Here is an 11,006-nt window from a genome sequence, read left to right on the forward strand (position 1 = left end):
ATTTTGTCTACACCCTCATAACAAGCAGTGAAGAAAGCGCGCACCTTAGCTCAGATGTTCGGGCAGGCACATAAAGAGACTTGCTCGGCAGGCATATATAGGAAAAGTCCTACAATAATTAGCGTATCGGAGTACGTAAAAGCCTACGTTGAACACAAGTGTGTTTAAACGTTAATGCTTATTTCGGTGTGTATTTGGTTATTGATGCACGGGGTGTTTATTACTTTATGGAATCATCATTCATGTGGGTTGATGATTTCCTACGGGACTGAACGTGAATTCACAAGCAGCGCGGTTTTGCATCAGTTGCCGTTTACATAGTTGCGAGGCATTTCCGAAGTCGCTTTAAACAGGAATGCAGATGTCACTCAGGGCTTTGCCCCAGCAAGCGGCTGAGGTCAGGTCCATGCAGGGGTTTGCTCAGGCAGCCGAGCAGGGGCAGGTCGCGCTGCGTGGCAAGCTGCTGCAGGTTTTCAAGATGTACATCAGGCAGGCCGCTGAGAAGAATGGCCTGATGCAGCAAGCCTTGACGGGCTGCCTCGTCGATCAGGTCAAGGCCTGACATATCCGGCAGGCACTGATCGCACAGTAACAGCCCATAGGGCTCCGGACTGCGTAGCATGGCAGCCATGGCCTCTGCGGCGGTGAGTGCGGGAGTCAGTAGAAAATAGCCCTGATTGTTGAGCAGCACCTGAGTGGCGATCAGTTGAAACGGGTGATCTTCCACCAGGAGGATGCGCAGGCTGTGTGTGGACATGAGTTTTCCGGAAAGGCCCTGGCGAGACGTTCAGGCCTCGCAGACGGCGTGCGGACCGTTAGTATCGCAGGCGGATGGATGACGAGCCGGAGTGGCATTCGAAGTGGCTGTAATTATTGAGGGATGCAAGAAAAGCTGCGATAGGACTCGTCTGACATGCATGTAGGGCCTGTCTGAGTTTTGCGAGGCAATCAGGTCTGACCAGCGTTGTATCTGCATGCGCGCAGGTACTCGGCTGGTCTTATCAAAGCTAAAACTGTCCGGAGCGGCCAGTCATTTCCCGGGCCATCTCACTGGCATAGCTGTCGGTCATGCCGGCGATGAAGTCGATCATGCGCAGGAACGAGGCATGCAGCGGTGCCTTGGGATCCGGCGCGCTGTTGCCCAGCAGGTCGAGGATACGTCGATGCTTGAAGGACGGCGTCCTGCCGCCAAACTGTTCGACCGCTGCACCGCAAAAGGCGTTGAGGAGAATTTCCAGGGTGGTGTAGGCGCCTATTTCATGCAGCGTTTTGCGCTTGTCCTGAAAGATTTTCTTGCGCGCCATGTCCTTGGCGTTCAGGACGCAGCGCTTGGCCGGACCGTGCATGTGTTCCACCAGATCCCCGGGCAGCGTGCCCGCAAGCAGGGCGTCCTGTTGTTCGACGAATGCTCTGGCCGCTGCGTTGGTCAGGTGCTCGATGGCCTTGCCGCGCAGGATGGCCAGCTTGCGCCGCCGTGAGTCGCCAGGGCCCAGTTGCCGATAGGTTTCCGGAAGATCATCGCCGACCAGTCCAAGCAGAAGTGACTCCACTTCCGCGTAGTCCAGCAGGTCCATCTCCAGGCCGTCCTCCAGATCGATCAGTGCATAACAGATGTCATCGGCGGCTTCCATCAGGTAAACCAGTGGATGGCGCGCCCAGCGTTGTTCCTCAAGCTGCGGCAAACCCAGCTTGCCAGCGATCTGCTCAAGGATTGGCAGTTCACTCTGATAGCAGCCGAACTTGTGCTTCTTGTAGCCCAGCGAGTCTGCGTGGCGAGCGGTCCACGGGTATTTGAGGTAAGTGCCCAGTGTGGCGTAGGTCAGACGGGTACCGCCGTCGAACTGGTGGTACTCCAACTGCGTCAGCACCCGAAAGCCCTGGGCATTGCCCTCGAAATTGAGAAAGTCATTGCGCTCTGTCTCGCTCATCGCGTCGAGCCAGCCACGTCCGGCAGCCTGATTGAACCAGTTGCGAATTGCGTCTTCGCCAGAATGGCCGAACGGAGGGTTGCCAATGTCATGTGCCAGGCAGGCGGATTGTACAACCATGCCCAGGTCGCTTGGGTCGCACCAGTCGGGCAGCGCAGCGCGCAGGGTTTCGCCAACGCGCATGCCCAGTGAGCGGCCGACGCAGCTGACTTCCAGCGAGTGAGTCAGGCGGGTATGGATATGGTCGTTGCTGGACACCGGATGGACTTGCGTCTTACGTCCCAGACGGCGAAACGCACCGGAAAAGATGATCCGGTCATGGTCCTTGTGAAACGGACTGCGCCCTAATTCTTCGGGGCTGTGCAGTGTCTTGCCAAGTCGTTCGCGGTTAAGCAGGGTTTGCCAATCCAAGGCGTTCACTCCGTCAGTAATGTTGGCCGTAGCTTCCCGGTTCGGCATGCCTGCCGCAAGGCCTGAAGCGCGGACAGACAGAAACAGGGTGTGTTAAAAAGCAAATGCCCGCCCCGGAGCACCGGAGCAGGCATTTGTCACAAGGCTCGAATCACGCAAAAGGTCTGGCGTAGTCAGAGCCTGCGGTTGCGGTTCTGGATGGCGCGACTCTGCATGGCGACCTTGATCAGTGGCGTCAGCGTGATGCCGAGCTTCAACAGGCGACCCAGCAGGCTGGTGCGTCCGGTCTTGGCACGTTTGCCGCTCAGAAACCCCAGCAGGGCGACCGAGCCCACTCCCCAGAGTGGCGCGTGGCGAAAGCCGAGCGCGCTTTTCCAGTCATGGCGGATCCCGCGAAAGCGTTGCAACGGCTGCAGCAGTTGCGTCGACTCATGACGAATTTCCTGACGGTGCATCTCCATGCGCAGGCGGATCAACGCCTTGCGCAGTTCTCGACGGGTATTACTCTGGTGCGACTTGGGTTCACTCATGGCATCAATCGCTCGCGGTCGTTGGCCAGCTCTTCAAGGGTTGCGTGGAATGGCGACGACTCATCGAAAATCGCTGCCTTGAGGCGCAGCCCGCAGAAGATGGCGGCCAGCAGGTAGAACGTGCAAAGGCCGACGATACCGGCCAGGCGATAGCTGTCCCACAGAACGATCAGCAACAAGGCCGAGAGCCCAGTGAGCAGCAACAGGCCGAAAACCAGCGCCAGTCCCGCGAACAGCAGCAGGCTGACGGTACGTGCCTTCTGCTCCTGCAATTCGATGCCGAACAGCTCGACGTGCGTGTGCAGCAGGCCAAGGAAAGCAGCGCCAAGACGCCGCGGTGAAGAGCCCGGAGTTCCCTCGGGCGGTGCTGATTCCGTTCCCAGAGTCATGATGTTAGCGCCTTGTAGCCAGCAGACCGATCAGAAAGCCGACACCTGCGGCGATACCGACCGACTGCCAGGGGTTGTTCTGAACGTAATCTTCGGTAGCGATCACTGCAGCCTCACCGCGCTCACGAAGCGAATCTTCAGTGGTCTTCAGTGTTTCCTTGGCACGCAGCAGGCTTTCGCGGATCTGGGCGCGCAGTTCATCGGCCTGATCACCAGCGAGAGAGGCGGTATGCGCCAGCAATTTCTCAGTGTCGGCAACCAGTACCTGGAAGTCGGCTCTCAGGATTTCCTGAGCATTCTGTGCAGTTTGGCGGGCCATGATGTTCTCCGTTTGATGGGCGTATGAATGTTTCGAGTACAGGTGATTCCTGAAGGTTCACTTCGATTGCCGTCTGGTGTTCGATCAGGCTGCGTGCTGCCGCTGCACCTTACTCCAAAAGATCTGTCAGGAAAAACCGCGACATGTTGAAGATTGGGGTTCCGTATTTCTGGCCATTGGCTATGCTCCACACGCGTGATCACGTACATGGCGCGCGATATGAGAGCTGAATGGAGAGAGGCATGGAGCGGCTGTATTCCCTGCAGGGGCTCAGGGGCATAGCTGTCCTTGGTGTGGTGTTGTTTCACATGATGTCGGTAGAGAGCAAGTTTTCCGGTGGCGATATCCTTCTGCCGCCACTGCTCGATTTTTTTCAGTTGGGTGTCGATCTATTCTTTGTCATCAGCGGTTTCGTGATGGTGATCGTCAGTCGTGGCCGTTTCCAGAGTGGGGTCGAGGCCCGGCGCTTTCTGTTCAACAGGGTGTCGCGGATCTACCCCACGTACTGGCTGTACTTTTTCATTACGCTGGCGGTGTACCTGGTGCAGCCGGGCATGGTCAACAGCGGGCATGGGGCGTCCAACTTGATTATGTCGTTCCTGCTGCTGCCCAACGATAAAGTGCTGCTGGTGATGGTGGCCTGGTCGCTGCTGTTCGAACCGTGGTTCTACGTCGTGTACTCCGGCTTTCTGTTGTTTCGTGAACGCAGCGTGCCGCTTCTGCTCGGCGGCTGGGCGCTGATCATCATCGTGTTTAACGTGCTGGCCGACTGGCAGGACTATTCGCCCGCATTGAAGATCATCCTGCATCCCTACGCCCTTGAATTCATTCTCGGCGCAGCGCTGGCGTTGTTCTTTTATGGTCGGCACAGCGCGCGCGCGCCGACCGCTGCCGTCCTTGCCTCGCTGGGAGGTGCGCTGCTGCTGGGCGTGCCCCTGATCGGTTACTTCCGGTTATACGACAGTCAGGGCTTGCTGCGCATGCTCATGGTCGGCGGTACTTTCGGCCTGTTGGTACTGACCCTTGCCCTGCTCGAACGACGTCGACAACTGGCTGTGCCAGGGTTTTTGGTCGCTGTGGGCGACATGTCCTACACGATCTATCTGTCTCATCTGCTGGTGTTGGGGGTGATCGGGCGGGTGTGGAGCCTGGTCGGTGCCTGGCCCGAAAGCTATCTGGACAACCTGTTTTTCGCGCTGCTGATGATTGCGGCAACGGTGTGTTACGGCTGGGTCGGTTACCGTTGTTTCGAGAAACCGGTACTGGACCGCGCCAACGCGTTCAGCAAGACGCATTTCCGGGTGTCGACGTGATCGCGGGGTGCGCCTAGAATAATTTTCGGTTGTAGAGGATTTGCCGAGGATCAATTCATGCCGCCCGAATGCCAGCTGTTCAGTACCCTGGGCTGCCCGCTGTGCGAGGTTGCCGAAGCGGTTTTACTGCCGTTCGCCATCGAGCACGGCCTGCTGGTTGAGCTGGTCGACATCTGCGAGGATGAACAACTGTTCGAGCGTTACGAGTTGCGCGTCCCTGTGTTGCGTCGAGTCGACACCGGGGATGAGCTGGACTGGCCATTTGACGCGCCTCAGGTAGCTTCGTTTTTGAGTCGTTGAGCGGCATTGTCGTAGAGCTGCATTCTTCTTTATCCCCCGGACCCGACGCGCATTGAATATCGATACCCGCATCAAATTTCGCCATCTGGTGTGCTTTCTCGAGGTGGCTCGGCAGGGCAGCCTGGCGCGTGCCTCCGATGTACTGGCAATCAGTCAGCCCGCGCTGTCGAAAAGTCTCAAGGAGCTGGAAACACTGCTGGCCACCACCTTGTTTGTGCGCAGCAAGAGCGGTGCGGCGCTGACCGAGGCGGGGGTGGCATTCATGCGTTTCGCCGGGCCGAGCGTCCAGGCCTTGCGTGAAGGTGTCAGTAGCCTGCGCTCGGGTGAACATGAAACTGTTACCGCACGGTTGGGCGTGCTGTCCACGGCTGAAAGCCTGTTGGTTCCGGAGGTGGTCCATCGTCTGCACGAGCGCCACCCCGCGTTGATCGTCAGCGTGATGACCGGCCCCAGTGCCTACCTGCTGTCGCAACTGAGGGTAGGGGAGCTGGACCTCGTGGTCGGGCGCATGACTGACAGCCCGCAGATTCAGGGGCTGACGTTCGAGCATCTGTACAACGAGTCGATGACGCTGGTGGTGCGCAACGATCACCCGTTACTGGCGGCGCCGCTCAAGCCTGAAAGTCTGGAGCAGTTCCCGCTGGTGTTGCCGCTGGCGGGCACCACCATCCGCAAGTTTGCCGACAGTCTTTTCGTACAGTGCGGTATCCGCATGCCGCGTCAGCGCCTTGAAACCCTGTCACTCACCCTGAGCCGCCGCTATGTGCAGTGCAGTGCAGTGCAGTGCAGTGCAGCGATGCGGTGTGGATCGCGCCACTGGATGCGGTGTCGCTGGAGTTGAAAGGTGGCACGCTGGTAGAGCTGGACATGGGTATTCGCGAGCCGGGCGGATCGGTCGGCCTGTGCAGCAACCCGGCCCTGCCGCTGACACGCGCGGCGCAATGGTGTGTGGATGAACTGCGAGGCGTCGGAGAGACCTACCGCAAAGCGCAGTATTCATAACCATTTGGTTATGGATAAACGGTTTTATTTCAATTCTCTATAAGCATGGATCACGCGACACTTCGCCGCAGCCTGTAGCGCAAGTGATCGACGCCTGCGCCCATAAGAAAAACAAGGAGAACGCCATGTCTGCCGCGGACAATAGCCGCTTCGTCATTCGTGACCGAAACTGGCACCCCAAAGCCCTGACACCTGATTACAAGACCTCGATCCTGCGCTCACCGCGCCAGGCGCTGGTCAGTATCCCGCAATCCATTTCCGAAACCACGGGCCCGGGTTTCTCGCATTTGAAGTTTGGTCAGCACGACAACGATCTGCTGCTCAACTTCAACAACGGCGGGCTGCCCATCGGTGAGCGCATCCTGCTGGCCGGCCGGGTCTGTGATCAATACGGCAAGCCGATTCCGCATACCTTGGTGGAGATCTGGCAAGCCAATGCCGGCGGGCGTTATCGCCACAAACGCGATGCCTATCTGGCACCTATCGACCCCAACTTTGGCGGTGTAGGGCGAGCGCTGACCGACAGCGAAGGCAATTACAGCTTCCGCACCGTCAAGCCAGGCCCTTACCCGTGGCGCAACGGCCCTAACGACTGGCGTCCGGCGCATATTCATGTGTCGATCAGCGGCCCGTCGATTGCCACCCGCCTGGTCACCCAGCTGTATTTCGAAGGCGATCCGTTGATTCCTATCTGCCCGATTGTCAAGGCCATCGCCAACCCGGACGCCGTGCAGAGCCTTATTGCCAGGCTCGATCTGGGGATGGGTAATCCAATGGATTGCCTGGCGTACCGCTTTGACATCGTGTTGCGCGGCCAGCGCAAGACACACTTCGAAAACTGCTGAGGAGGCCCGACATGCCCGTTCAATTACTGCAGGAAACCCCTTCGCAAACCGCTGGCCCGTACGTGCACATCGGTCTGGCACCGCAAGTGGCTGGCAATCCGACCCGTGAGCTGGAAATCTGGAACGAGATGGCCGGGCCCGACGCGCCGGGCGAGCACATCGTGCTGCTGGGCAACGTCTTCGACGGCAACGGTCATCTGATCCGCGATGCGTATCTGGAATTCTGGCAGGCCGACCATCAAGGTGCGTATCACAGCGAATTCGATCCGGAGCGGCCGTTCAACGGCTTCGGCCGCACGGCGACCACTGACGACGGCCAATGGATTCTAAAGACCATCAAGCCAGGCTCGGCACATAATGCGGCCGGGGTGCCGATGGCTGCGCACATCAACGTTTCGCTGTTTGCCCGTGGTATCAATATTCATCTGCAGACGCGGCTGTATTTCGACGACGAAGCGCAGGCCAATGCTCAGGACCCGGTGCTCAATCTGATCGAGCAGCCGCCGCGTCGCGAAACGCTGGTCGCGCGCCGCTGCACGCATGATGGGCAAACGGCCTATCGTTTTGATATCCGCGTGCAGGGTGAGGGCGAAACAGTGTTTTTCGATTTCTGAATCGGTTGTCGATTTGCGTATCAATGTGCGTGCGTTCCCGGCGCCTGCATCGGCAGGCGACCTTATAAAAATAAAAGGACATCTCCATGACGCTTTCCGCCAGCCGGCCTGTGCCGTGTACGCTCGACGTTCAGGCCTTCATCAATGCGCAACCGCTGTCCGGGTATCAGTGGCGGGTGGTTGCGCTGTGTTTTCTGATCGTGTTTCTCGATGGCCTCGATACCGCCGCAATGGGCTTCATTGCACCAGCGCTCAGCCAGGACTGGGGCATCGACCGGGCCAGCCTGGGCCCGGTGATGAGCGCTGCGCTGATCGGCATGGTATTCGGCGCGCTGGGTTCCGGCCCGCTGGCCGACCGGTTCGGGCGCAAGGTCGTGCTGGTGTTCGCGGTGTTTCTGTTCGGTCTGTTCAGCCTGGCGTCTGCTTACAGCAGCAACATTGATCAACTGCTGGTATTACGCCTTCTGACCGGGCTGGGGCTCGGTGCAGCGATGCCCAATGCCACCACGTTGTTGTCGGAATACACGCCCGAGCGGCTCAAGTCGCTGCTGGTGACCAGCATGTTCTGTGGTTTCAATCTGGGCATGGCCTGTGGTGGATTTGTGTCGGCCAAACTGATCCCGAGCATGGGCTGGCACAGCCTGCTGATGCTGGGCGGTATTCTGCCGTTGATACTGGCGATGGTACTGATGGTCTGGCTGCCGGAATCAGCGCGGTTTCTGGTGGTGCGCAATCGCGGTGCGGAGCGTATTCGCAAAGTGCTGGCACCGATTGCGCCGAAGGCGTTGGCTGGCATCACCGATTTCAGCGTTCCCGAGCAGAAAACGGTCAGTAGCCGCAACGTGCTGAAAGTGATTTTCTCCGGTACATACAGCGCTGGCACGCTGTTGCTGTGGCTGACGTATTTCATGGGTCTGGTTATCGTCTACCTGTTGACCAGCTGGCTGCCGACGTTGATGCGCGACAGTGGCGCGAGCATGGAGCAATCGGCGTTCATCGGTGCGCTGTTCCAGTTCGGCGGGGTGCTGAGTGCAGTGGGGGTCGGCTGGGCAATGGATCGTTACAATCCGCATAAGGTCATTGGTCTGGCCTATGCGCTGGCGGGTGTGTTCGCCTGGCTGGTCGGGCAGAGTCTGGGCAATGTCGCCTTGTTGGCCACGCTGGTGCTGCTGGCCGGTATGTGCATCAACGGCGCACAGTCGGCAATGCCTTCACTGGCAGCGCGTTTCTATCCCACCCAGGGGCGTGCCACTGGCGTGTCGTGGATGCTCGGAATCGGCCGCTTCGGCGCGATTCTCGGCGCCTGGGCCGGTGCCCACACTGCTGGGCCTGGGCTGGAGCTTCGAACAGGTGCTGACGGCGCTGGTGGTCCCGGCTGCCCTGGCCGCGATAGCGGTGCTGATCAAGGGCTGGGTCAGTCATTCGGACGCTACCTGAAACCTTTCAATCTGGAGTGGTGATGTGAACAGAGTGAGCAATCAACTTTTCGATGCCTACTTCATGCAACCCGAAATGCGCGAGATCTTTTCGGATGAAGGCCGGGTACAGGGCATGCTCGATTTCGAGGCTGCGCTGGCTCGGGCACAGGCACGCGTCGGCCTGATCCCGCCCGAGGTGGTCGCCGACATCGAACTGAGCTGCGACGCACGGCTGTTCGATTTCGACGCGCTGGCAATTGCCATCGGCAGTGCCGGTAATTCGGCGATTCCGCTGGTCAAGGCGCTGGGCAAACAGATAGCCGCGCGCAGTGCTGAGGCCGAGCGCTATGTGCATATGGGCGCAACCAGCCAGGATGTGATGGACAGCGGGCTGATTCTGCAACTGCGTCGAGCGATCGTGCTGCTTGAGCGTGATCTCACCCTACTGGCCGATGCGATGGCTGAGCAGGCACAGCGTCATGCTGGCACGCCGCTGGCTGGACGCACCTGGCTGCAGCAGGCCACGCCGGTCACTCTGGGGATGAAAATCGCTGGCTGGCTGGGCGCGGTGACTCGTCATCGACAGCGCTTGAGCGAGATCAAACCGCGTCTGTTGTGCCTGCAATTCGGCGGTGCTTCCGGCAGCCTCGCGGCGCTGGGCGACCAGGCCTTTTCGGTGGCCGAAGCGCTGGCCGGTGAATTGCAACTGGCGTTGCCCGAGCAGCCCTGGCACACCCAGCGTGACCGACTTGTGGAGTTTGCCGGTCTGCTGGGCCTGATCGCCGGCAGCCTCGGCAAACTGGGGCGCGACGTGAGCCTGCTGATGCAGACCGAAGTGGGCGAGGTCTTCGAGCCCTCGGCACCGGGTAAGGGCGGATCTTCGACCATGCCGCACAAACGCAACCCGGTCGGTGCTGCGGTCATGATCAGCACCGCCACCCGCGCACCGGGGCTGGTCGCCACGATGCTGGCCGCCATGCCGCAGGAGCACGAGCGCAGTCTGGGCCTGTGGCATGCCGAGTGGGAGACTTTGCCGGAGCTGTGCTGTCTGGTTTCCGGTTCGCTGCAGCAAGCGTTGCAGGTGCTACCCGGTCTGCAGGTCGATGCCGAGCGTATGGCGAGCAATCTGCAATCCACCAAAGGCCTGGTTCTCGCCGAGGCAGTGAGCATTGCGCTGGCTCGGCGTATCGGCCGCGATGCTGCCCACCATCTGGTTGAACAGTGCTGCCGTCGTGCGGTAGAGCAGGGCGCGCATTTGCGTCAGGTACTTGGCGAAACCCCGCAAGTCAGTGAGCAGTTTTCTTCCGACGAGCTGGATCGTCTGCTTGATCCGGCCCATTACCTTGGCCAGGCCCGACAATGGGTCGAGCGTGCCGTGGTTGAACACACAAGGATTTCCCGATGACCGAAGACGAACGTTACGAAGCTGGCATGCAGGTGCGCCGTGCAGTGCTGGGCGATACGCATGTCGACAACAGCCTGAGCAAACTGACGCCGTTCAATGAAGAATTCCAGGAGATGATTACCCGTCACGCCTGGGGTGATATCTGGACACGTCCAGGGTTGCCGCGCCACACGCGCAGCCTGATCACCATTGCGATGCTGATCGGCATGAATCGCGAGGGCGAATTGCGCCTGCACCTGAAGGCCGCAAAAAACAATGGCGTGACCCGTGAGGAAATCAAGGAAGTGCTGATGCAGAGCGCGATCTACTGCGGCATTCCGGCGGCCAATGCGACGTTCCACCTCGCCGAAACGGTGTGGGATGAAATGGGCGTGGAGTCGTTGAAGGAGGATTGAAAAGTCGCATAACAAGGAGTGCTGCAGCGAAATGTCATGCCTTACCCGCGTTCACTGCCCATAAATGAAAGCGCTGTTTTATCACGAAGTCGGGCCTCAATCTCACTGACTCGCAGAACCAGCGCGTGGCGCGTAGC

Annotated in this window: 11 protein-coding genes and 2 pseudogenes; 8 read left to right on the forward strand and 5 right to left on the reverse strand. The window is 59.4% G+C overall.

Annotation, left to right across the window (positions count from 1 at the left end):
• Nucleotides 1-364: 364 nt before the first annotated feature.
• The 5 genes from ALO64_RS08355 to ALO64_RS08375 form a co-directional block, all read right to left on the reverse strand.
• Nucleotides 365-757: a response regulator gene (locus tag ALO64_RS08355; RefSeq protein WP_044343770.1), complete on the reverse strand. Its 393-nt coding sequence runs from the start codon at nucleotides 755-757 to the stop codon at nucleotides 365-367.
• A gap of 250 nt (nucleotides 758-1,007) precedes the next feature.
• A complete protein-coding gene (locus ALO64_RS08360; protein WP_044324831.1) occupies nucleotides 1,008-2,339 on the reverse strand; it encodes a deoxyguanosinetriphosphate triphosphohydrolase in 1,332 nt (443 codons plus the stop codon).
• A 173-nt stretch (nucleotides 2,340-2,512) separates the two neighbouring features.
• Entirely contained in the window at nucleotides 2,513-2,869 is a 357-nt protein-coding gene (locus tag ALO64_RS08365; protein WP_002553116.1) for a hypothetical protein, read from the reverse strand.
• Nucleotides 2,866-3,258 (reverse strand): phage holin family protein, encoded by a 393-nt coding sequence (locus ALO64_RS08370; protein ID WP_002553117.1) that lies wholly within the window; start codon nucleotides 3,256-3,258, stop codon nucleotides 2,866-2,868. The genes ALO64_RS08365 and ALO64_RS08370 overlap by 4 nt, the downstream gene beginning before the upstream one ends.
• A gap of 4 nt (nucleotides 3,259-3,262) precedes the next feature.
• Complete coding sequence (locus ALO64_RS08375; RefSeq protein WP_002553118.1) at nucleotides 3,263-3,577, reverse strand: DUF883 family protein; 315 nt, start codon at nucleotides 3,575-3,577, stop codon at nucleotides 3,263-3,265.
• A 242-nt stretch (nucleotides 3,578-3,819) separates the two neighbouring features.
• Between ALO64_RS08375 and ALO64_RS08380 the strand changes: the two genes are divergently transcribed.
• The 8 genes and pseudogenes from ALO64_RS08380 to pcaC all read left to right on the forward strand — a co-directional run bounded on the left by ALO64_RS08380 (nucleotide 3,820) and on the right by pcaC (nucleotide 10,869).
• Nucleotides 3,820-4,890 carry an acyltransferase family protein gene (locus ALO64_RS08380; protein ID WP_044343771.1) on the forward strand — a complete coding sequence of 357 codons (1,071 nt, stop codon included), beginning with the start codon at nucleotides 3,820-3,822 and terminating at the stop codon, nucleotides 4,888-4,890.
• 57 nt (nucleotides 4,891-4,947) lie between these two features.
• Nucleotides 4,948-5,190 carry a glutaredoxin family protein gene (locus ALO64_RS08385; protein ID WP_005732565.1) on the forward strand — a complete coding sequence of 81 codons (243 nt, stop codon included), beginning with the start codon at nucleotides 4,948-4,950 and terminating at the stop codon, nucleotides 5,188-5,190.
• A 52-nt stretch (nucleotides 5,191-5,242) separates the two neighbouring features.
• Nucleotides 5,243-6,192: pseudogene (pcaQ, locus tag ALO64_RS08390) on the forward strand (pca operon transcription factor PcaQ).
• 125 nt (nucleotides 6,193-6,317) lie between these two features.
• Complete coding sequence (pcaH, locus tag ALO64_RS08395; RefSeq protein ID WP_044343772.1) at nucleotides 6,318-7,037, forward strand: protocatechuate 3,4-dioxygenase subunit beta; 720 nt, start codon at nucleotides 6,318-6,320, stop codon at nucleotides 7,035-7,037.
• 11 nt (nucleotides 7,038-7,048) lie between these two features.
• Nucleotides 7,049-7,651 carry a protocatechuate 3,4-dioxygenase subunit alpha gene (pcaG, locus tag ALO64_RS08400; RefSeq protein ID WP_044343773.1) on the forward strand — a complete coding sequence of 201 codons (603 nt, stop codon included), beginning with the start codon at nucleotides 7,049-7,051 and terminating at the stop codon, nucleotides 7,649-7,651.
• 86 nt (nucleotides 7,652-7,737) lie between these two features.
• Nucleotides 7,738-9,088 (forward strand): annotated as a pseudogene (locus tag ALO64_RS08405) (aromatic acid/H+ symport family MFS transporter).
• 24 nt (nucleotides 9,089-9,112) lie between these two features.
• Nucleotides 9,113-10,474, forward strand: coding sequence for a 3-carboxy-cis,cis-muconate cycloisomerase (locus ALO64_RS08410; RefSeq protein WP_044343774.1), 1,362 nt, complete (start codon nucleotides 9,113-9,115; stop codon nucleotides 10,472-10,474).
• The gene (gene pcaC / locus ALO64_RS08415) at nucleotides 10,471-10,869 is read left to right on the forward strand and encodes a 4-carboxymuconolactone decarboxylase (protein WP_044343775.1); all 399 of its coding nucleotides are present in this window, start codon (nucleotides 10,471-10,473) and stop codon (nucleotides 10,867-10,869) included. The genes ALO64_RS08410 and pcaC overlap by 4 nt, the downstream gene beginning before the upstream one ends.
• Nucleotides 10,870-11,006 lie beyond the last annotated feature (137 nt).

Source organism: Pseudomonas meliae, from assembly GCF_001400515.1.
GTDB lineage: Bacteria > Pseudomonadota > Gammaproteobacteria > Pseudomonadales > Pseudomonadaceae > Aquipseudomonas > Aquipseudomonas amygdali.

Bases quoted from the DNA above. Each gene is read 5' to 3' on its own strand.
- ALO64_RS08355 (WP_044343770.1), bottom strand. From the start codon at position 757: ATGTCCACACACAGCCTGCGCATCCTCCTGGTGGAAGATCACCCGTTT.
- ALO64_RS08365 (WP_002553116.1), bottom strand. From the start codon at position 2,869: ATGAGTGAACCCAAGTCGCACCAGAGTAATACCCGTCGAGAACTGCGC.
- ALO64_RS08370 (WP_002553117.1), bottom strand. From the start codon at position 3,258: ATGACTCTGGGAACGGAATCAGCACCGCCCGAGGGAACTCCGGGCTCT.
- ALO64_RS08375 (WP_002553118.1), bottom strand. From the start codon at position 3,577: ATGGCCCGCCAAACTGCACAGAATGCTCAGGAAATCCTGAGAGCCGAC.
- ALO64_RS08380 (WP_044343771.1), top strand. From the start codon at position 3,820: ATGGAGCGGCTGTATTCCCTGCAGGGGCTCAGGGGCATAGCTGTCCTT.
- ALO64_RS08385 (WP_005732565.1), top strand. From the start codon at position 4,948: ATGCCGCCCGAATGCCAGCTGTTCAGTACCCTGGGCTGCCCGCTGTGC.
- pcaH (WP_044343772.1), top strand. From the start codon at position 6,318: ATGTCTGCCGCGGACAATAGCCGCTTCGTCATTCGTGACCGAAACTGG.
- pcaG (WP_044343773.1), top strand. From the start codon at position 7,049: ATGCCCGTTCAATTACTGCAGGAAACCCCTTCGCAAACCGCTGGCCCG.
- pcaC (WP_044343775.1), top strand. From the start codon at position 10,471: ATGACCGAAGACGAACGTTACGAAGCTGGCATGCAGGTGCGCCGTGCA.